Here is a 20,277-nt window from a genome sequence, read left to right on the forward strand (position 1 = left end):
ACGTACGGAGCACCCGCATGACCACGCGACACCCCCTCCCCGTCGGTCTCATCGGCGCCGGTCGGATGGGATCGTTCCACGCCGAGACCCTCGCCCACCGCCTTCCCGGTGTCCGGCTCGCCGCCGTCGCCGACCCGGCCCCGGGCGCCGCGCGGCGCCTCGGTGACCGGCTCGGCTGCGCCACGGCCCACACCGAGATCGGGGAGCTGCTCGCCGACCCCGGGGTCGAGGCGGTGGTCATCGCCACCCCGGCCCGCACCCACGCCGACCTCGTCGAGGCCGCGGCCCGGGCGGGCAAGGCCGTCTACTGCGAGAAGCCCATGGCCGTCAGCCTCGCCGAGGCCGACCGCGCCATCACGGCCGCCGCCGACGCGGGCGTGCTCCTCCAGGTCGGCTTCAACCGCCGCTACGACACGGGCTTCCGCGCCGCCCACGACAAGATCGTCGCGGGTGACATCGGCACTCCGCAGCTGCTGCGCTCGCTCACCCGGGACCCCAAGCTGGCCGACCCCGCGCCCATCCCACCGTGGACGATCTTCCTGGAGACCCTCATCCACGACTTCGACACCCTGCGCTTCCTCAACCCCGGCGCCGAACCGGTCGAGGTCTTCGCCATGGCCGACGCGTTGCTGCGCCCCGACTTCAAGGACCGCGGCCTGCTCGACACCGCCGTCGTCACCATCCGCTTCGACAACGGCGCGCTCGCCACCGCCGAGGCCAACTTCCAGGCCGTATACGGCTATGACGTCCGCGGCGAGGTCTTCGGCTCGGCCTCCATGCTCACCATGGGCGACATCCGCCGCAGCCACCTGACCGCCTACGGCCCGGACGGCATCGCGGCCGACTGCGTCACCTACGACCAGGACCTCTTCCGCGACGCCTATGTGGCCGAGCTCGCCGACTTCACAGACCGGGTGCGCAGTGGCGGTACTCCCTCCGTCACCGGCGAGGACGCACGCGCCGCCCTGTCCATCGCCCTCGCCGCCATCCGCTCGGTCACGACGGGCGGACCGGTCCGCGTGGACGAATGACCGCTCCGTGATTTTTCCCGGACGCCCGATCATCAAGGCGTGCGCCGGGTACGTTGCCAAGTGCACCGACGGACGACGGAAAGGCACACCCATGACCAACCCGTTCGAAGACCCGGACGGCACTTACCTCGTGCTGGTCAATGACGAGGGCCAGCATTCCTTGTGGCCGGAATTCATTGAGGTACCCGCCGGCTGGACCGTCGCCAAGTCGGCGGACACCCGGGACGCCTGCCTGGCGTACATAGAGGAGAACTGGACGGACATGCGTCCGGCCAGTCTGGTGAAGGCCATGGCCGACGCGAACAGCTGAGTCGGCGCAACTCGACCTCGCCGTATCCCGGGGCGCTCTCGGCGGGGAGCGCCCCGGGATCGTCTCGGCGCCGGGCCTCGGCGTGGCGGGAATGCCGGGGCCGGCCAGGCGTTGAACCTCATGTGAGCTCATTGATCGCCTCGACCCGGTTCTCGATCCTCGACCGCTCGCGGATCCGGGAGGGACACGGTGGTCCGCAGGCGCTGCGCGACACCGTGCGCCTGGCTCAGGAGGCGGAGCGGCTCGGCTACCACCGGATCTGGGTCGCCGAACATCACGGCGTGCCCGGCGTCGCGGGCTCGGCGCCGACCGTGCTGGCCGCCGCGATCGCCGCCGCCACGCACAGGATCCGGGTCGGCACGGGCGGGGTGATGCTGCCCAACCACCAACCGCTCGTGGTCGCCGAGCAGTTCGGCGTGCTGGAGTCCCTCTTCCCCGGGCGGATCGACATGGGCCTGGGCCGCTCGGTCGGCTTCACCGACGGCGTGCGCAGGGCGCTGGGCCGGGACAAGGACGACGCCGACGACTTCGCGGGGCAGCTGGCCGAGCTCCTCGGCTGGTTCGAGGGCACCTCGCCGACCCGCGTCCACGCCCGCCCCGCCGAGGGGCTGCGCGTCCCGCCGTATGTCCTGGCCACCGGCGAGGGCGCGGCGATCGCCGCCGAGGCCGGGCTTCCGCTGGTGATCGGCGACCTCAGGGGCCGCGAGAAGCTGCTGCGCGCGATCGACCACTACCGCGCCGCTTTCCGCGCCTCCGCGTGGGCCGACGAGCCGTTTGTCGTCGCCGCGGGCACGGTCGCCGTCGCCGAGACCCCCGAGCTGGCCCGTCGGCTGCTGGTCCCCGAGGCGTGGGCCATCGCGTACTCGAGCACCCACGGCACGTTCCCGCCGCTCGTCCCGGCGGAGGAGATCGAGCGGCGGACCATGAGTCCGAAGGAGCGGGACCGCTACGAGTCGGCCCTGCGCGGCCATATCCACGGCACCGAGGAGCAGGTGGCCGAGGAACTGGAGACGGTCATCAAGGAGACCGGCGCCCAGGAGATCATGGTCACAACCAGCACCTACGACCGGGACGCCCTGATCGCCTCCCATCGCGGGCTGGCCCGGATCGCGGGGCTCGCCGACGGCCGGTGACCGCGTCCCGCGGGATTGTCGTGGTGTCCCGCATCCCCGCAGGTCAGGGCGGTGGACGTCCCTCTTTCAGCTCAGCTCTCCGGCAACGGTGGCCACTGCCGGGACCCGGCCCCAAGCTCGGTCGGAGCGAGGGGACGGGACGGAAGGACAGCACCACGATGCAGGGCACCACGCACGACACGCGGTCAGGGGCGGCACCCGCGATCGGCCGGCTCCTGTCGGGCGAGCGAACCGAGCTGGACCTCGGCCCGGCGCGCCTGCTGGTGCTGCGCCCGCCCGGGCCGCCCGCGCGGCCCGGCGTACGGTGGAGCGCCGCGGCGCCGGGCACGGCGCAGACGTGGCAGGTGGTACTGGCCTCGGGTGGGCCGCTCACGCTGAGCGGTGGCCACGACGCGGTCCGCCTGGCCCCGGGGGAGCTGGCCCTGTGGGCCCCGCCGGACACCGCGCCGGCCATGACGGTACGGGGGACGCCGTCGGCGCGGGCCGTGGCGGTGTGCCTCCCGTGCCGGACGGTGCCGGCCCCGGCCCGGGTGGCGTGCTCCCTGACGGCCCGCCCCCTGCCGTCGTCGGGCGGAGCGGGGGCGCTGTTGTCCGACCTCATCGAGGGCCTCGCCACCCAGGCGGCGCTGGTCGAGGCGCGGCAGGCGCTGTGGCTGGGGTCGGCGGTGGTCGATCTGACGGTCGCCCTGCTCAGCGGCGTGGCCGACCTGGGGGACCCCGCACGGTCGCGGTCACGCCAGGCCACCCTGCTGGACGAGATCAAGACCTATGTCGACCTGCGGCTGGCGAACCCGGAGTTGGCGCCGCTCGGCATCGCCAGGGCGCATCACATCTCCCTGCGCTATGTGCACCATCTCTTCCAGCAGGACAAGCAGACCGTCCGGGGCTATATCCGGGAGCGGCGGCTGGAGCACTGCCGGGCCGATCTGCTCAGCCCCGGTCTCGCCACTGAGAGCGTCGGCCGGATCATGGGGCGCTGGGGGTTCCGGGACGCGGCGGTGTTCGGGCGGGCGTTCAAGCGTGCGTACGGACTGTCCCCGGCGGAGTATCGGAGGCGGGGGGCTCGGGCGCCTCGGTGAGGTGTGCCGAACCGCCCGGCTTGGTGCAGTCGTGTGCTCCCGAGGTGAGGACGGTGCACGCTCTGGCCTCCGACGGAGTGGCGGACGCGACCATGGGGCTGTAGATATCAGTGTCGTAGTGCACCTTGTCCTGGTACGAGGCGTGTTCGGCCGCCACCACCTTCGCGATGTCACCGGGGTGTCCCCAACTGATGCGGGACCACGCCGCCTTGCAGGAGTCGCTGTACCGCAGCTCCACATACACGCCGTGGAACCTGGTCAGGGCCGAGGTCCAGGCGTCCCCCGCGCACCCCATCTCCTTCGGGTCCTTGCCCGCGCAGCTCTCCTGGAAGCAGTGGGTGTACAACTCCCCGGCCGCTGAGTGGGAGGGGGAGGCCGAGCGCGGCCGGGCTTCGTCGTCCGGTCCCCACCACCACACGGCGGCGGCGCCCAGAGCCAGGACGGCCAATATCGATGCCGCGGTCAGGAGTGTCCTCCTGGCCGGTGCGCGCCCGACAGGCGGCGTGGCCTCGGGCGGCGTGGCCTCGGGTGACATGGCCTCGGGCGGGGTGGCGACCGTGGACGCGGGGGAGTCCGCCGGCGCGCGGCGTCCCGGCGCCTCGCGGCCGCTCCAGGCGCGCTCGGCCAGCTCCCACAGCGCGGCCAGCCGGGCCGAATCGGCGTCCACGGCGCGGCCCAGGGACTCCACCGCCTGCCGCGGGGGCAGGGCCTTGCCGTTGAGATAGCGCTCCCAGGAGGACTTGCTGTGCAGGGTGCGTTCCGCGAGCGCGGCCAGGCTCAGCCCGCTGCGGTCCTTGTACCGGCGCAGCTGCTCCACGAGGTTGCGGACATCCGGATCCAGGGTGTCCGGCAGGGACTTCCAGTCGGCCATGGTTATATCCCAGCCCCGATCCTCGGCTGATGCATACTCCTTTGCGTCACTCTGGCTTCAAGCAGGTCGGACAGGAGCTGATTTCCGCCAACTGTCAGGCCCGCATGCCGTTTGGGGGAGGAACGAGCATGGCGCGCGGGAGCGTCGCGTTACGGACGATCACAGTGCTCGCGATGTCGGCGGTGCTGACGCTGGGCGCGGCTCCCGGCCGCGCGTCGCCCCCGCCGTCGTATGTGGACGGGGGAGGGGCGCTCGCCGACGACTGGCGGGACGAACCGCAGCTCGCCCGGGGACGGGTGGAGCGCAGCGACCTGGTGGGCATGTGGCAGGCGGTGCTGTGGGCGGACGGCTATCTGCCCCGGTCCGGGGTCAGCTGCGCCTACGACGCGGCGACCGCCGAGGCGACCCGTGTGTGGCAGAGCAACCACGGGCTCGACGCGGACGGCATCGTGGGCCGGGCGACCTTCGGTTTCGCCGGCCGGCGCCTCACCCGGATCCCGCCGTGGACGGTGTACCAGGGCGAGGAGCGGAACCTGCCGCTGCGCCGGGCGAGCGGCGGCGCGTACGAGGTGTACGACGGTGGCCGATTCCGTGCGCTGCGGAGGGACGCGGTCACCCTCGTCCAGTGCCGTCGCCGCTGACGGCGCCGACGGGGCCGATCCAGCTGTCGTGCTCGGTCACGCCGAGCTGCTGCCCCGCCACCACCACGCAGGCACGCGCCTTGTGCTGGTCGGCCGCCACCATGGCGGTGTGCGCCGCGCCCCGGGCGGCGGTCTGCGTCGTAGCCCCCGCGGCGGCCGCCAGCAGTTGTCCGGTGCCGTCCGCCGGATCCACCTCCGCCCACACGGCCCGGCACACCGGGCTGTACCGCAGGCGCAGGGTCCGGCCGTGAGCGCTCAGCGCGTGGACGGTGACGCTGTCGCGGTCGCATCCGTCCCGGTACGGATCCCGGCCCTGGCACGAGCGGGCCGCGCAGTGCGTACCCGTGGGGCCCGTCCCCTGGGAGCGCAGCTCCCACGGCCAGGCGGGTGAGCCCTCGGGCGCTCCCGGCGGTGCGCTCCGCGGGCGGACACCATCGCCCCAGGGACGTATGACGAGTAACGCGAGGAACGCGGCCAGCAGCCCGCACACCGCCACCACGGCGCCGACGGCCGTCCTGCGGGAGGGGCGCCGCGGCCGGGCGGGGGTCGAGGGCCCGCGATCGGACCCCTGCGCCCCCTCCGGCTCTCGGGGCTCACCCGCGGTCCGCACAGTCTGCGCGCTCTGCTCTGTCTGCGCGCCCTGCCCCGCCGTCCAGGCGTCCGAGGCGGACTCCCACAGCACCCGCAGCAGCCCCCGGTCCGCCCGGGTGAGCCGGCCGAGCGCGTCGACGGCCTCCCACGGCGGCAGCGCCCGCCCGTTGAGATAGCGGTGCCAGGACGAGCTGCTGTACGCGGTCTTGGCCGCGAGCGAGGTCAGGCTCAGCCTCGAGCGGTCCTTGTGCAGCCTCAGCTCTTCGGCCAGCCGGCGCGCCTGGGGCGGAAGATCACCAGGCAGCGGTCGCCATCGGGCCATGACACCCCTTCCGCCGCCACCCGTCGCCCGCCCGCTATACTAGTGACCAGTTACTGAGCCTTCTCATCGCGGATTCAATCTGCTGAGGAGGCTTTTTTCATGCCCAACGACAACACAACACCAGCGAACATGACCCAGGGGAAACCCACCGCCGCGGTCGCGGGTACCTGGAACCTCGGCGATCTGACCGTCAACCGCCTCGGATTCGGGACGATGCGACTGACGGGCAGCGCCGCCTTCGGCTTCGGCGCCCCGAGCGACCGCGAACGGTCCATCGGCGTGCTGCGGCGCGCGATCGAACTCGGTGTCAACCACATCGACACCGCGGCGTTCTACTTCTCGTCGCTGCGGTCCGCCAACGAACTCATCAACCGCGCGCTGGCGCCCTACCCGGAGGACCTCGTCATCGCCACCAAGGTCTGGGCGGGCCGGGACCCGTCGGGCGCGTGGTGGTGGGCCACACCGGAGCAGTTGCGCGGCCAGGTCGAGGAGAATCTGCGTCAACTGGGCCGTGACCACCTGGATGTGGTGAATCTACGGGTCCCGCCGAGCCGCAGATCCGGCTCCGTCGCCGAACACTTCGGCGCCCTGGCCGACCTCCGCACCGCCGGGCTCGTACGCCACCTGGGCATATCCAATGCCACGCGCGAGCATCTGGCCGAGGCCCGGGCGATCGCGCCGGTGGTCTGTGTGCAGAACGCCTACGGCGTCGGAGCGCCGGCCGACGAGCGGGATCTCCTGCGGGCCTGTGGCGAGCAGGGCATCGCCTATGTGCCGTTCTACGCGATCGCCGGAGCGGGGCGCGAGGCCGGGGCGGGCGCGACCGACGGTGAAGCGGTGCTCGCGGTCGCCCGTGCGCACGGGGTGACACCCGCGCAGGTCCGGCTGGCGTGGACGCTGCGCCAGGGGCCGCATGTGCTGGCGATCCCCGGCACCGGGAACCCGGACCACCTCGTGGAGAACGTGGCCGCGGCGGAGTTGCGGCTCTCGGACGACGAGGTGTCCGCCCTGGACGCCGAGGAGGTGTCCGGCGGCTGAGGACGCCGCGCCACAGCGCGCCCGCTCCGCCGCCGGAGGGATTCGGCGTCGGAGCGGGCGCGTTGTGGCTGAACTCGAGGGTGGCCGGCCGCGCCGGCTATACCCCGAAGGCGTCGAGGCAGGCTTCGACGGCGAGGACGCCACCGAGACCGAGGACCGCGAGGGTGGTGGTGTAGGTGGTGCGTGCCTTGATGGCGTCGATGACGGAGAGGTTGAAGTACTCCTTGAACATCCAGAAGCCGGGGTCGTTGACGTGGCTGAAGGCGATGGAACCGCAGGAGACGGCGAGCACCATCATCTCGGGGTGGACTCCACTGCCCGCGACCAGCGGCTCCACCACACCGGCGGCGGTGACGACCGCGACGGTCGCCGATCCGAGGGCGATCCGGAGGATGACGGCGATCAGCCACGCAAGGATGATCGGCGAGATGTTCCAGCCCTCGGTGACGTCCTTGATGTAGTCGGAGATCCCGCCCTCGACGAGGACGCCCTTGAAGGCACCGCCCGCGCCGATGACCAGGAGGATCATGGCCATCGCCTGGGCCGCGGAGTTGCAGGACGCGCTGACCTCGGAGAGCGACCGGCCGATGCGCGGGCCGAACGCCCAGACGGCCAGGAGCAGCGTCAGCAGCAGGGCGACCGGCGCGGAGCCGATGAAGGTGATGAAGGGCCGGGCCGGGTTGGACTCGGACACCGCCATGTCGTACACCGCGGCGAACGCGATCAGCACCACCGGGACCAGGGCCACCGAGAGGGACCAGCCCATGCTGGGCATCTCTTCCTCGGTGAAGGTGCGCTCGGAGACCAGGCCCTTGGGCATGGTGGGGTTCATCTTCCTGACGAACGGGAGGCGCGGCCACACCAGCGCGATGAGCGCTCCGAAGGGGATGGCGAAAAACAGGCCGTAGAACAGCGTCAGTCCGACGGAGGCGTGGAAGGTGGCGGCGACGGCGGTGGGGCCCGGGTGGGGCGGCAGGAAGCTGTGCATGGTGGACAGGGCGATCGACATCGGGAGCCCGACCCACAGCAGGTTCTTTCCGGTGACCCGGACGATGGTGAACGCCACGGGCACGATGATCACGAACGCGACCTCGTAGAACATCGTCACGCCCAGGAGCATGGCCGTGACCACCATGGCCACCTGGACCCGGCGCAGGCCGAAGGTGTCGATGAGTTTTCCGGATATTCGCTGGGCGGCGCCGGAGTCTCCCATGACGCGGCCGAGCATGGCGCCGAGCCCGACGACGATCAGGGTGTCGCCGATCTGCCCTCCGACACCCTCGCCGAGGACGTCCGGGATCTTCTCCATCGGGACGCCTCGGACCAGCGCCACGGCGACGGCCACGAGGAGGAGGGAGATGAAGCCGTTCAGCTTCACCTTGGTCATCAGGAAGAGCAGCGCCAGGACGCTGATTCCGACTACGACAAGAGGCATGGGTCAGTTCCCCTTTGAACTGCACTCAGGAAGTGGCATCCGGTCCGTTGGACGGGTTGGAACACGTGCGGACCGGGCGGAGGGAGATGTGGGGGATGGCCCGGTCATGGCCGACGGCCACGCCGGTCGGGCCCTCGTCGCAGGCTGCGGCGGGAGGCTGGGCCGGGCGGCGCGTGCGGCCGCCCGGGTCCCATGGGTGTGTCAGATCGTTATCGGCCGGTGTTCAGTGGCCGGTGTTCAGTGGCCGGTGTTCAGTGGTCGGCCACGAGGCTCAGCCCGTGTGCCAGGAGCTTCTCCAGGTCGGCCAGGTCTTCGGGGCCGGGGTCGACGAGCGGGGCGCGCACCGGGCCGACCGGCTTGCCGCGCAGCCGGGCGGCGGCCTTCACCAGGGACACGGCATAGCCGGGCACCCGGTCGCGCAGCTCGACCAGCGGGACGAAGAACTCGCGCAGCAACTGGTCCATGCGCTCGTCGTCGCCGTCCTGAAACGCGGTGAAGAACGCGTTCGCGATCTCGGGCGCGAAGGCGTGGACGGCGGAGGAGTACGGGGACACGCCGACGGTGGCGTATGCGCGGGCCTGCACCTCGGCGGTGGCGGCCCCGTTGAAGAACAGGAGGTCGTCGGGCGCGGCGAGGGTGAGCCGCTGGAGCCGGTCCAGGTCGCTGTGGCCGTCCTTCAGACCGATGACGGTGGGGATCTCCGCGATCCGGCGCAGGCCGTCGATGGTGAACGCCACCTGGTCGCGCTGGTAGGCGATGAGGGGCAGCCGGGTCCCGGCGGCGATCCGGCGCACCTGCTCCACCAGGCCGTCCTGAGGGGCCTTGAGCAGATAGTGGGGGAGCACCAGGGCGGCGTCCGCGCCGGCCTCCTCCGCGATCCGGGCGAAGCGCAGCGCCTGCGCGTAGCCGTAGCCGATGCCCGCGACCACCGGCATGCGTCCGGCTGCCACGTCCACCGCGGTGGTGATCACCTGGCGGTACTCGTCCTCGTCGAGGGCGGTGAACTCTCCGGTGCCGCACGCGGGGAACACCGCGCCGGGTTCGGTGTCCAGCTGAGCGGTCAGATACTCGCGATAGGCGGCCAGGTCCAGGCTGCCGTCCTCACCGAAGCTGGTGAGCGGGAAGGACAGCACGCCGCGCGCCATGCCGTGACGCAGCCGCTGCGCGACTTCCTGGGCCGCCGTGTTCAGAGTCATGAACTCGTCTCCACATACATGCATTTGGTCTAGATATGAGAATGGAGGTTAGGGTGGCCCATCCAACAGGTCAATGGGTGGGCGACCCGATTTCCTCGAGGCGTACGTTCAGGGGCGCGAGCCGAGCTCGCACTCCGCCTGTGTCCAGGCCCGGGCCTGCTCGCTGAGGGTGATACCGAGTCCCGGCCGGGAGGACACATGCATACGGCCGTCGCTGATGTGCAGGCGCTCGTTGAAGAGCGGCTCCAGCCAGTCGAAGTGCTCCACCCACGGCTCGTACGGGTAGGCGGCGGCGAGGTGGAGGTGGATCTCCATCGCGAAATGCGGGGCGAGCTGGAGGTGCTGGTGTTCGGCGAGGGCGGCCAGTTTCAGGAACTGGGTGATGCCGCCGATGCGCGGGGCGTCGGGCTGGATGATGTCCGCGGCCTCGTTGCGGATCAGCTCCCAGTGTTCGGCCACGCTGGCCAGCATCTCCCCGGTGGCCACCGGGGTGTCCAGCGAGGCCGCGAGGGCGGCGTGGCCACGGGCGTCATAGGCGTCGAGGGGCTCCTCGATCCAGATCAGCCCGAACTCCTCGAGGGCGCGCCCCATGCGCTGGGCGGTGGGACGGTCCCACTGCTGGTTGGCGTCGACCATGAGCGGCACCTCGTCGCCCAGGTGTTCGCGCACGGCGGTCACCCGGCCCAGGTCCACCTTGCCGTCGGGGTGGCCGACCTTGATCTTGATGCCGCCGATGCCCGACGCCAGCGAGGCGGAGGCGTTCTCCAGCAGCTGCTCGGTGGGCGTGTGCAGAAAGCCGCCGGAGGTGTTGTAGCAGCGGACCGAGTCGCGGTGAGCGCCCAGCAGCTTGGCCAGGGGCAGCCCGGCCCGCTTGGCCTTCAGATCCCACAGGGCGATGTCGAAGGCCGCCACGGCCTGGGTGGACAGTCCGCTGCGTCCGACGGAGGCGCCCGCCCACACCAGCTTCGTCCAGAGCTTGGCGATGTCGCTGGGGTCCTCGCCGAGCAGCGTCGGGGCGATCTCCTTGGCGTGCGCGAACTGGCCGGGGCCGCCGGCCCGCTTGGAGTAGCTGAAACCGATGCCCTGATGGCCCCCCTCGGTGGCGAGCTCGACGAAGAGGAAGGCCACCTCGGTCATCGGCTTCTGCCGCCCGGTGAAGACCTTCGCGTCGCTGATGGGAGTGGCCAGCGGAAGGGTGACCGAGGACAGCTTGATCCAGGAGATCCTGTCGAGGGTCGCCTCGCCTGCCTGCTGCGCGGCAAGTGCCGTCGTTTCCGGTTTGCTCATTACTTAGCGTTCCCTGTGAGTGCGAGCGGGGCGACCGGCCCCTGAGGTGGCCCGGTCGCGGTGTCGCGGGCGTGTCTCGCTCAGCCGCCCCTTGACGCTAAGTGGTGGATTGATCTCCGTCTAACTTAAAATTTGTATGCGCTGATACAGGGAGAGCATCATTGTTCACTCTCGCTCAACTCGCCAGTTTCGTGGCGGTCGCCGAGGAACTGCACTTCACCCGGGCCGCCGAGCGGCTCAAGATGACCCAACCACCGCTGAGCCGCCAGATCCAGCTGCTCGAGAACGATCTGCGGGTCCAGCTCCTGGACCGCACCAACCGCTCGGTGCGGCTCACCCCCGCGGGGCGCGCCTTCCTGACCGAGGCCCGCCGCATTCTGCGCCAGTCCGAGTACGCGGCGCTCGCCGTCCGGCAGGTGTCGACCGGCGAGGCGGGGACCATCGCCATCGGTTTCACCGCGGCCAGCGCCTACTCCACACTCGGCACGCTGCTGGAGACCGCCCGTACGGCCATGCCCCGCGCGGAGATCGTGCTGCACGAGATGGTCACCCGCGACCAGCTGGAGGCCCTCGCCCAGAACCGGCTGGACCTCGGGCTCGGCCGGCCCTCGGTCACCGGCCCGGACCTGCGGTCCCGCCCGGCCGTGCGTGAGCGGCTGCTCGCGGCGCTGCCCAGCGACCACGCCCTGGCGGCGCGCGAGGGACCGCTTCAGGTGGCGGACTTCGACGGACAGCCGTTCCTGATGTACTCACCCACGGAGGCCCGCTACTTCCACGAGCTGCTGATCAGCATCTTCAGCGCGGCGCATGTGGCCCCCGTCTTCTCCCAGTACCTGAGCCAGGTCCACAGCATCCTGGCCCTGGTCAATTGCAGCCTGGGGGTGTCCCTGGTGCCCGAGGCCGCCGCGCGGCTGCGCTACGCCGACGTCGTCTTCAAGCCGGTCGAGCTGGACACCCCCAACCCCGTGGAGCTCAACCTCGTCTGGCGCGAGACCAACGACAACCCGGTCCTGCACGCCCTGCTCCGCCACCTGTGAGCGCCGCCGACGGAGTTCATCCCGTCCGGTAGAGCGCCGTGAGCAGCTCGATCGCCGACTGGGCGGCGGGGTGCGGATCGTCCCGCCACCAGGCGAGCCGCACCGCGATCGGCTCGGCGTCGCGCACCGGGCGGTAGGCCACGCCGGGCCGCGGGTACTGGTTCGCGGTGGACTCCGCCGTGATGCCCACACAGCGGCCGGTGGAGATCAGGGTCAGCCAGTCGTCGACGTCATGCGTCTCCTGGGTCGCCGGACGCGAGCCGGACGGCCACAGCTCCGTGGTGGTGGTGCCGGTCCGCCGGTCGATCAGCAGCGTGCGCCCGCTGATGTCGGCGAGCCTGAGCGAGCGGCGCCGGGCCAGCGGATCGTCGGCGGCCAGGGCGCACAGACGCGGCTCAAGACCCACGATGGCGGAGTCGAAGCGGCGGTCGTCCAGCGGTCTGCGCACCACGGCCAGATCGCAGACACCCTCCGCCAGCCCCGCGGTGGCGGAGTTGACGCGGACCAGCTGAAGCTCCGTCTCGGGCCGCGCCTGGGCCCAGCGGCGCTGAAAGGCCAGCGTGTGGCGGCCCACCGCCGACCAGGCGTAGCCGATCCGCAGCCGCCGGTGGCCGGAGGTCGCCTCCCGGACCAGGCCGTCCACCTCCCCGAGCACCCGCCGGGCGTGCGCCACCACGCGCAGACCGGTCCCCGTCGGCGTCACCTCGCGGGAGGTCCGCAGCAGCAGCCGCGCGCCGAGAGCGCGCTCGAGCGAGGCCAGCGTGCGGGACACCGCCGCCTGGGAGACGCCGAGCGCGATGGCGGCATCCGTGAAACTGCCCTCGTCGACGATCGCCACGAGGCAGCGCAACTGCCGCAGCTCCACATCCATGGCCCGAGCCTTATCCATGACTCAAGCGTATAGATCCCGCCGTCGATGCATTTTGCGCAAGAGCCTGGCCGCCGCAGGATCGGGGCATGCGAGCAGCCTCCGCACACCGGCCCGCGCCGGTCGTCTCCGCGCCGAAGCCCGAGGGAGCGCGCCTGGCAGGCGTGGCCACCATGGTGGGCAGCGGCCTGTCCAACCAGATCGGCGCCGCCACCGGGTCCCTCGCCTTCCCCGTCCTCGGGCCCCTCGGCGTCGTCGCGGTACGCCAGTACGTGGCCGCCGTCGTCCTGATCGCCGTAGCCCGGCCCCGGCCGCGGACCTTCACCTGGCGGCAGTGGTGGCCGGTGCTGCTGCTTGCCCTGGTGTTCGGGACCATGAACCTGTCCCTGTACAGCGCCATCGACCGGATCGGCCTGGGGCTTGCGGTGACCCTGGAGTTCCTCGGCCCGCTCACCATCGCCCTGGCCGCCTCGCGCCGCCGCGCGGACGCGTGCTGGGCGGTCGTGGCCGCGGCGGGCGTCGTCACCCTGATGCGCCCGCGGCCCTCCGCCGACTACCTCGGGATGGGCCTGGCCGTGCTGGCCGCCGTCTGCTGGGCGTCCTACATCCTGCTCAACCGCACCGTCGGCCGACGCATCCCCGGCGCGCAGGGGTCGGCGGCCGCCGCCGGACTCTCCGCCCTGATGTTCCTGCCCGTCGGCATCGTCCTCGCCGTCCGGCAGCCGCCGACCGCGGCGGCCGTCGGCTGCGCCGTCGCCGCCGGGGTCCTCTCCTCGGCCGTGCCGTATCTCGCGGACCTGTTCACCCTGCGCCGGGTGCCTGCCCAGGCCTTCGGGCTCTTCATGAGCGTCAACCCCGTGCTCGCCGCCCTGGTCGGGTGGATCGTCCTCGGGCAGCGCCTGGGGTGGATCGAGTGGGCCGGCATCGGGGCCGTCGTCGTCGCCAACGCGCTCAGCATCATGGGCCGGGCAAAGGCGGAGCCGACGGGCCGGTAGCCGGACGGGCCGCTGGTCCACCGGCCCGCTACGGCCGCGCCGTCGTACCGCGGACTTCCAGGGCCGGGGTGGTGAGGACCACCTCGGCGGGGCGGGAGGGGTCGGCGATCCGGTCGAGCAGACACCGCGCGGCGCGGCGGCCCACGTCGTGGCTGGCGTTGTCCACGGTGGTGAGCCACAGATGGCGCAGGCCCGAGAGATATGTGTTGTCGTAGCCGACGAGGGAGAGGTCGCGGGGCACCTGGAGGCCGAGCTCCTCGGCGGCCGACAGGGCGCCGACACCGGCTATGTCGTTGAACGCGAAGACGGCGGTGGGCCGCTCCCGGGCGCTGAGCAGCCGGACCGTGGCCCGGTAGCCGCCCTCCTCGGTCAGGTCGCCCTGCTCCACGGTCGCCGTCCCGGCCAGCCCGCGCTCGCGCATCACCGCCTCGAAGCCGCGGCGGCGCAGCTCGCCGACCGCCCCCGGCCCCGCGATATGGGCGATGCGCCGGTGGCCGAGGCCGATGAGGTGTTCGGTGGCGAGGCGGGCGCCGTGCTCGTCGTCGCCCGCGACGATGTCCACCCCGGGCAGCACCGGCTCGCGGGCGCCCGCCACCACGGTCGGCACGCTCCCGGCCGCGGTGGCCAGCGCCTCGGCGGCCGGGAGCGTGCCGACGGCGATCAGACCGTCGACCCGCAGATCCGTGAAGGTACGGGTGAGGTCCTCGCCGAGCCGCCGGTTGAGGTGTCCGTCGGCCAGCAGCATGCGCAGACCGGAGTCGTGCAGCCGGGAGTTGAGGCCCTCGAGCAGCTCCACGAACCAGGGGTTGCGCATGTCGTTGAGCAGGACCCCGACGGTGCGGGTGCGCCGCTCACTGAGGCTGCGCGCGGCGGCGTTGGGCCGATAGCCCAGCTCCTCGACGGCGGCGAGGACGGCCTGCCGCTTCTCCGGGCGCACGTGGTCGGAGCCCCGCAGCACCAGGGAGACCAGCGACTTCGACACTCCGGCGCGTTCGGCGACATCGCGGATCGTCGGTGGTCTCATGGCCTGGACCGTTCCATAGCGCGTGTCGGGTTGTCAAAGGGATTGACAGGTGCGGAGATGGTCTTCAGTGTGGGCCGGGAACATTTTGGAACGGTCCAAAGAGGGGCAGTCATGGTGAGTACGCTCGGCGTCGCCGTCGTGGGGTTCGGCTGGATGGGACGGGTGCACACCCAGGCGTACGCCCGGGTGCCGCACCACTTTCCCCAGCTGCCCGTACGGCCCGAACTGGTCGCCGTCGCCGACGAGGTGCCCGGCCGCGCCGAGGAGGCCGCCGAGCGGTACGGCTTCGCCACCGCGGCCCGGGACTGGCGGGAGATCGCCGCCGACCCCCGGGTCCGGGCCGTGAGCATCGCCGCCCCGAACTTCCTGCACCGCGAGATCGGCACCGCCATGGCCGAGGCGGGCAAGCACATCTGGATCGAGAAGCCGGTCGGCCTGACCGCCGAGGACGCCCGCGCGGTCGCGGACGCCGTGGCCGAGGCCGGTGTCCAGGGCGCCGTCGGCTTCAACTACCGCAACGCGCCCGCCGTCGCCGCCGCCCGCGAGCTGATCGCCGCAGGGGAGATCGGCGCCGTCACCCATGTCCGCATCCGGCTGTTCAGCGACTATGCCGCCCACCCCGAGGGGGCCCTGACCTGGCGCTACGAGCGCGAGCGCGGCGGCAGCGGAGTGCTGGGCGACCTCGCCTCGCACGGCGTGGACCTGGCCCGGTTTCTGCTCGGCGAGATCGAGTCGCTGGCCGCCGACACCGCCGTCTTCGTGCCCCAGCGGGCCCGCCCCACCGGGGCCACCGCCGGCCACACCCGCTCCGCCGGTGGCGAGCTGGGCCCGGTGGAGAACGAGGACTACGTGTCCTGTCTGCTGCGCTTCGCCTCCGGCGCGCGGGGCGTGCTGGAGGCGAGCCGGGTCTCGGTCGGCGAGCAGAACAACTACGGCTTCGAGATCCACGGCACCAAGGGCGCGGTCCTCTGGGACTTCCGTCGCATGGGCGAACTCGGCGTCAGCCGTGGCGACGCCTACCAGGACCAGCCCGTCAGCACCCTGTACGTCGGCCCCGGACACGGCGAGTACGCCGCCTTCCAGCCCGGCTCGGCCAACAGCATGGGCTATGACGACCTCAAGGTCATCGAGGCGTACCACTTCCTGCGCTCCATCGCCGAGGGCACGCCGCACGGCGCCACCCTGGACGACGCCGTGCGCAGCGCCGCCGCGCTGGACGCCATGGCCCGGTCCGCCGAGCGGAGCACCTGGGTGAGCCCGGCCTAAGGCCCTGTCCGACGCTCACGCGGGCGGCGACAGCCACTCGGCGATATCGGCGACGACGGCCGGGTCGACGTGGTGCGCGGATTCGTATTCGGCGGGCGTGGACGGCCCCGAGCCCGGGAAGAACAGGTGGTTGTCGGCCTCGTACACGCGCGTCGTCACATCCGGGCGGTGGGCGAGCCCCGCCCGCCACCGCGCGAGATCGTCCGCGACGGTCACCTGGTAGTCGCGGCCGCCCTGGAGCACGAGCATCGGTGTGCCCAGGGCCGCAGCGGCCGCGACCGGGTCGTAGCCGCGCAGGTCCAGCCAGTACGCGGCCGACAGGCCGAGCGGCAGCGACTCCGCGGGTGTCGAGTGCGACAGGCCGGGGCTGTCCACCACCGCGGCCTGTCGCGTCAGCGCCTCGACGGCGGCGTCCGCGGCGGGCCCGGGGGCCAGCGAGGCGAGATGGCGCGCCACGCGGACGGCGGCCCGGTGCATCGGCTCGGCGTCGCCGGCCAGCAGCACCAGACCGGCGACCGAGGGCTCGGCCGCCGCCACCCGCGGGGCCACCTTGCCGCCCATGCTGTGGCCGACCACGAAGATCCGCCCGGGATCCACGGCCGGCCGGTCCTGGAGCGTCCGGACGGCGGCGACCGCGTGCGGCACATACTCGTCGGCCATCGTGAAGTCGTGGTCGTCCGCCACCCGCCCGGGGTGGGCGTACGTCACCTTGTCGAAGCGCAGCACCGCCACGCCACGGCTCGCCAACCCCCACGCGAGATCCTTGAGCGGCTTGTTCGGCCCGGCGCTCCCGTCGCGGTCGAACGGCCCTCCGCCGCCGAGCAGCACCACGCCGGGCCACGGGCCGTCCCCGCGCGGCAGACTCAGCGTGCCGGACACGGCGAGCGGAGCGTGGCCGAGCGTCACGGCGCTCTCCTCGAACCGCTCCGGAGCGGCGTACGGAGGCGGCGTCCACGGCGCGGTGGCCGCGGGCGCGAACCGCAGACCGTTCAGGCTGCCGGTCGTCGACCGACATGACGACGGTGAGGCCCCCGCGTTCGCAGGACACCGGGACACTCACCCTGACCCGTCCCGCCCCGGGCGGCTCGGCCACCGGTTCCCCGATGGCGGTGACCGCGCCGTGCTTGCCCAACTCCACGCTCCAGGCGAGCCGCAGCGCCTCGGCGGACACGGCCGCGCGCAGCGTTGGCGCGAACCGCTGCGCGATCTCGTCGAAGCACCCCTCGCGCGCCATCTCCACGACCGCGACAGCGGTCTTCGCCGGATCGGTCTCCGTCGCCATCCCCGCCTCCCCTTCCTGTGTTCTCATTTTTGCGAAAGGTAGCAGATATGAGATCGTGGGGCGATGGACACGTTGGAGCTGCTGGCACACCCGGTACGGCTGCGGATCGTGCACGCGCTGGGCGGGGGACGACTGCTGTCGACGGCCCAGTTGTCGGCCCGGATCCCCGATGTCTCGAAGGCCACGGTCTACCGGCACATCGAGCTGCTCGCGGCCGGGGGGCTCCTGGAAGTCGCCGAGGAACGGCGGGTGCGCGGCGCGGTCGAGCGCCGGTACCGGCTGCGCCAGGAACGGGCGGTGATCGACGCCGAGATGACGGAGTCGCTGTCGCTCGACGACTACCGGCGCGGCTTCGCCGCGGCGATGGCCACCCTGGCCGCCGAGTTCGACGCCTATCTCGACCGGGAGGGGGCCGACCCGGCGGCCGACCTGGTCGGCTATCGGCAGCACGCGGTGTGGCTCAGCCGGGACGAACTCCACGAGATGATCGGCGAGCTGCGGGGTGCGATCGCGCCCCGGCTGGCCAACACACCCACGGGCGATCGCGCCCGCTATCTGCTCAGCCCGATCCTCTTCCCGGCCGAGGAGCCGTCCGCGGACCCCGACCCCGACCCCGACCCCGACCCCGCCACCGACGGCGGGTGAACTGCCGCGGCCCGTCCACGGCTGCGGCCGGGCTCAGTCGTCCGGATTCCAGGACAGGAGGCGGACCTGCGCGACGGTCCGCAGATGGCGCCGCATGGCCGTGGCGGCGGCGCGGGGGTTGCCCGCGACGATCGCGTCCTGGATGCGCTGATGCTGGGCCAGGGAGCGGCGTGGGCGGCCGGGTTGGCGCAGCGACTCCTCGCGGCTCTCGCCGATCTGGTCCGCGATGGACCGCATGAACTCGGCCAGCAGCGGGCTGTGGGCGGCGGCCGTCACGGCCTCATGGAACCGCCGGTCGCCCTCGGTGCCATGGCGGTCGGACTCGATCTCGTCCTCCATCCAGTCCAGGGCGGACTCCATGGCGGCGAGATCCTCGTCCGTGCGGCGCTCGGCGGCGAGTTCGGCGATCTTGGTCTCCAGCGCCTCGCGGGCGTCGAGCACATCGGGGAGGCGGCGCCGCCGCTCGACCAGCCGCTCCACCGGCTCGGCGTCGAGCCCGTCCCTGAGCAGGTAGGTGCCACCGCCCTGGCGGACCTCCACCAGGCCCTGCACCTCGAGTACGACAACGGCCTGCTTGACGGAGGCCCGGCTGATCCCGAGCCGCCGGGCCAACTCCCGCTCCGGTGGCAGCCGGTCGCCCGCGCGCAGGCCGCCCTCGGCGGCGTAGGCGCGCAGCCGCTCCAGCACCTGCTGGTAGAGACGCTGGCGAGCCATCGGGCGCAGTGCGTCGGTCATACGGACACTCCCTCGGCGTCGAGACGCCTACTGTCCCGGTGACCAGCGGTTCAGTGGCCGGGCGGCACACTGGCCCACTGGCTCACCGGACAAGTGGCTGAGCCAATCTGCTTCCTCAGTATTGACTATGACGCACCGTGGGGCCCACCGTGTTTCCGCCACTGGCCACTCGGCGACGGGAGCTCTCATTGTCCCCCGAACTCATCTCGATCATCGTGCTGGTGGCGGTCTTCGTGCTGGCCACCACGCGCTCCGTCAATATGGGCGCGCTGTCCTTCGCAGCGGCGTTCGGTGTGGGAGAGCTGGTCGCCGACCTTGACGCTGACGGCATCTTCGCGGGCTTCCCCGGAGACCTCTTCGTGGTCCTCGTGGGCGTGACATATCTGTTCGCCCTCGCCCGGGCCAACGGCACCACGGAGTGGCTGGTCCACGCCGCGGTCCGACTCGTGCGCGGGCGGGTGGCGCTGATCCCCTGGGTGATGTTCGCGATCACCGGTGTCCTCACCGCGATCGGCGCGGTGAGCCCGGCCGCGGTCGCCATCGTCGCCCCCATCGCGCTGAGCTTCGCCGCGCGTTACGGCATCAGCCCACTGCTGATGGGGGCCATGGTGGTGCACGGCGCCCAGGGCGGCGGCTTCTCACCGATCAGCATCTACGGCTCGATCGTGAACGGGATCGTGGAACGGGAGAAGCTGCCCGGCAACGAGATCACGCTCTTCCTGGCCAGCCTGGTGGTCAACCTGGTCATCGCCGCCGTCGTCTTCGTCGTCTGCGGGGGCCTGACGCTGCCACGCCACGCGACCGCGACCGCGACAACGGCGCCCCGGCCGGCCGACGACCCGGCCGACGACCCGGCCGTCGAGGGGGCGGCGAGCGGCCTGACCCCCGACCGGGTGGCGACCCTCCTCGCCCTGGTCGCCCTCGTCGTCGCCGTGCTCGTCTTCGACCTCGACGCGGGCCTCGCCGCGATCACCCTCGCGGCGCTGCTGAGCCTGTTCTGGCCCAAGGACGGCAAGAAGGCGGCCAACGAGATCTCGTGGCCGACGGTGCTGCTGATCTGCGGCGTGCTCACCTATGTCGGCGTGCTCCAGGAGATGGGCACCATCGACTACGCGGGCCGGGCCGTCAGCGACATCGGCGTCCCCCTCCTCGCGGCCCTCCTGCTCTGCTACATCGGCGCCGTCATCTCCGCCTTCGCCTCCTCCGTCGGCATCATGGGCGCGCTGATCCCCCTCGCCGTCCCCTTCCTCGCCAAGGGCGACATCGGCGCGGTCGGCATGGTGGCCGCCCTCTCGGTCTCGGCCACCGTGGTCGACGTCAGCCCCTTCTCCACCAACGGCGCCCTGGTGCTCGCGGCCGCCCCCGACGTCGACCGCGACCGCTTCTTCCGCCAACTGATGGTGTACGGGGGCGTGGTGGTGGCGACGGTCCCGGCCGTGGCCTGGCTGGCCATGGTGGTACCGGGCCTGGGCTGACCCGCCCCGAGCCGAG

General features: G+C 72.2%; 20 protein-coding genes. 11 read left to right on the forward strand and 9 right to left on the reverse strand.

The genetic code is table 11. The features are described 5' to 3' along the window. Positions 1–17 precede the first annotated feature (17 nt). From ACZ4WQ_RS09820 to ACZ4WQ_RS09835, 4 genes are all read left to right on the forward strand, one after another. On the forward strand, positions 18–1,031 hold the full coding sequence (locus ACZ4WQ_RS09820; protein ID WP_398375255.1) for a Gfo/Idh/MocA family oxidoreductase: 1,014 nt from the start codon (positions 18–20) through the stop codon (positions 1,029–1,031). 91 nt (positions 1,032–1,122) lie between these two features. After that, positions 1,123–1,341 (forward strand): MbtH family protein, encoded by a 219-nt coding sequence (locus ACZ4WQ_RS09825; protein ID WP_311723238.1) that lies wholly within the window; start codon positions 1,123–1,125, stop codon positions 1,339–1,341. 122 nt (positions 1,342–1,463) lie between these two features. Next, positions 1,464–2,474, forward strand: a complete 1,011-nt coding sequence (locus ACZ4WQ_RS09830; RefSeq protein WP_385337274.1) for an LLM class flavin-dependent oxidoreductase — start codon at positions 1,464–1,466, stop codon at positions 2,472–2,474. Between the two features lie 158 nt (positions 2,475–2,632). Then, a complete protein-coding gene (locus tag ACZ4WQ_RS09835) occupies positions 2,633–3,553 on the forward strand; it encodes a helix-turn-helix domain-containing protein (RefSeq protein WP_361192818.1) in 921 nt (306 codons plus the stop codon). On the opposite strand, the gene ACZ4WQ_RS09840 is transcribed toward ACZ4WQ_RS09835, so the two are convergent. Further along, positions 3,489–4,424: a DUF2690 domain-containing protein gene (locus ACZ4WQ_RS09840; RefSeq protein WP_311723235.1), complete on the reverse strand. Its 936-nt coding sequence runs from the start codon at positions 4,422–4,424 to the stop codon at positions 3,489–3,491. The two genes, ACZ4WQ_RS09835 and ACZ4WQ_RS09840, sit on opposite strands and share 65 nt — an antisense overlap. 128 nt (positions 4,425–4,552) lie before the next feature. Here ACZ4WQ_RS09840 and ACZ4WQ_RS09845 point away from each other — a divergent pair, with 128 nt between their 5' ends. After that, entirely contained in the window at positions 4,553–5,065 is a 513-nt protein-coding gene (locus ACZ4WQ_RS09845; protein WP_311723234.1) for a peptidoglycan-binding domain-containing protein, read from the forward strand. Here ACZ4WQ_RS09845 and ACZ4WQ_RS09850 read toward each other — a convergent pair. Continuing rightward, complete coding sequence (locus ACZ4WQ_RS09850; RefSeq protein WP_398375259.1) at positions 5,037–5,978, reverse strand: helix-turn-helix domain-containing protein; 942 nt, start codon at positions 5,976–5,978, stop codon at positions 5,037–5,039. The genes ACZ4WQ_RS09845 and ACZ4WQ_RS09850 overlap by 29 nt on opposite strands. A 99-nt stretch (positions 5,979–6,077) precedes the next feature. Between ACZ4WQ_RS09850 and ACZ4WQ_RS09855 the strand changes: the two genes are divergently transcribed. Then, entirely contained in the window at positions 6,078–7,016 is a 939-nt protein-coding gene (locus ACZ4WQ_RS09855) for an oxidoreductase (RefSeq protein WP_398375261.1), read from the forward strand. A 97-nt stretch (positions 7,017–7,113) separates the two neighbouring features. Here the strand turns inward: ACZ4WQ_RS09855 and ACZ4WQ_RS09860 are convergent, their stop codons facing one another. The 3 genes from ACZ4WQ_RS09860 to ACZ4WQ_RS09870 form a co-directional block, all read right to left on the reverse strand. Further along, on the reverse strand, positions 7,114–8,451 hold the full coding sequence (locus ACZ4WQ_RS09860; protein WP_311723232.1) for a gluconate:H+ symporter: 1,338 nt from the start codon (positions 8,449–8,451) through the stop codon (positions 7,114–7,116). 251 nt (positions 8,452–8,702) lie between these two features. Beyond that, a complete protein-coding gene (locus ACZ4WQ_RS09865; RefSeq protein WP_398375263.1) occupies positions 8,703–9,647 on the reverse strand; it encodes a 5-dehydro-4-deoxyglucarate dehydratase in 945 nt (314 codons plus the stop codon). 108 nt (positions 9,648–9,755) lie between these two features. After that, positions 9,756–10,934, reverse strand: coding sequence for an L-talarate/galactarate dehydratase (locus ACZ4WQ_RS09870; RefSeq protein WP_311723230.1), 1,179 nt, complete (start codon positions 10,932–10,934; stop codon positions 9,756–9,758). A gap of 161 nt (positions 10,935–11,095) precedes the next feature. Between ACZ4WQ_RS09870 and ACZ4WQ_RS09875 the strand changes: the two genes are divergently transcribed. Then, a complete protein-coding gene (locus ACZ4WQ_RS09875) occupies positions 11,096–11,971 on the forward strand; it encodes a LysR substrate-binding domain-containing protein (RefSeq protein ID WP_361192809.1) in 876 nt (291 codons plus the stop codon). A gap of 16 nt (positions 11,972–11,987) precedes the next feature. On the opposite strand, the gene ACZ4WQ_RS09880 is transcribed toward ACZ4WQ_RS09875, so the two are convergent. After that, the gene (locus ACZ4WQ_RS09880; RefSeq protein ID WP_352127846.1) at positions 11,988–12,842 is read right to left on the reverse strand and encodes a LysR family transcriptional regulator; all 855 of its coding nucleotides are present in this window, start codon (positions 12,840–12,842) and stop codon (positions 11,988–11,990) included. 86 nt (positions 12,843–12,928) lie between these two features. Between ACZ4WQ_RS09880 and ACZ4WQ_RS09885 the strand changes: the two genes are divergently transcribed. After that, positions 12,929–13,834 (forward strand): EamA family transporter, encoded by a 906-nt coding sequence (locus ACZ4WQ_RS09885; protein WP_361192806.1) that lies wholly within the window; start codon positions 12,929–12,931, stop codon positions 13,832–13,834. A 28-nt stretch (positions 13,835–13,862) separates the two neighbouring features. Here ACZ4WQ_RS09885 and ACZ4WQ_RS09890 read toward each other — a convergent pair whose 3' ends face one another. Continuing rightward, positions 13,863–14,858, reverse strand: a complete 996-nt coding sequence (locus ACZ4WQ_RS09890; protein WP_398375266.1) for a LacI family DNA-binding transcriptional regulator — start codon at positions 14,856–14,858, stop codon at positions 13,863–13,865. 111 nt (positions 14,859–14,969) lie between these two features. Here ACZ4WQ_RS09890 and ACZ4WQ_RS09895 point away from each other — a divergent pair, with 111 nt between their 5' ends. Then, positions 14,970–16,124: a Gfo/Idh/MocA family protein gene (locus ACZ4WQ_RS09895; protein WP_311723226.1), complete on the forward strand. Its 1,155-nt coding sequence runs from the start codon at positions 14,970–14,972 to the stop codon at positions 16,122–16,124. Positions 16,125–16,139: 15 nt separating this feature from the next. Here ACZ4WQ_RS09895 and ACZ4WQ_RS09900 read toward each other — a convergent pair whose 3' ends face one another. Continuing rightward, positions 16,140–17,030, reverse strand: a complete 891-nt coding sequence (locus ACZ4WQ_RS09900; protein ID WP_468022137.1) for an alpha/beta hydrolase family protein — start codon at positions 17,028–17,030, stop codon at positions 16,140–16,142. Between the two features lie 439 nt (positions 17,031–17,469). On the opposite strand from ACZ4WQ_RS09900, the gene ACZ4WQ_RS09905 reads away from it, so the two are divergent. Further along, a complete protein-coding gene (locus tag ACZ4WQ_RS09905) occupies positions 17,470–18,051 on the forward strand; it encodes a helix-turn-helix domain-containing protein (RefSeq protein ID WP_398375268.1) in 582 nt (193 codons plus the stop codon). A gap of 33 nt (positions 18,052–18,084) precedes the next feature. Here the strand turns inward: ACZ4WQ_RS09905 and ACZ4WQ_RS09910 are convergent, their stop codons facing one another. Further along, positions 18,085–18,786 carry a FadR/GntR family transcriptional regulator gene (locus ACZ4WQ_RS09910; RefSeq protein WP_311723223.1) on the reverse strand — a complete coding sequence of 234 codons (702 nt, stop codon included), beginning with the start codon at positions 18,784–18,786 and terminating at the stop codon, positions 18,085–18,087. Positions 18,787–18,974: 188 nt separating this feature from the next. Here ACZ4WQ_RS09910 and ACZ4WQ_RS09915 point away from each other — a divergent pair, with 188 nt between their 5' ends. Beyond that, a complete protein-coding gene (locus ACZ4WQ_RS09915) occupies positions 18,975–20,261 on the forward strand; it encodes an SLC13 family permease (RefSeq protein WP_398375270.1) in 1,287 nt (428 codons plus the stop codon). Positions 20,262–20,277: the final 16 nt, after the last annotated feature.

It is taken from the genome of Streptomyces sp. NPDC028305, assembly GCF_055569495.1.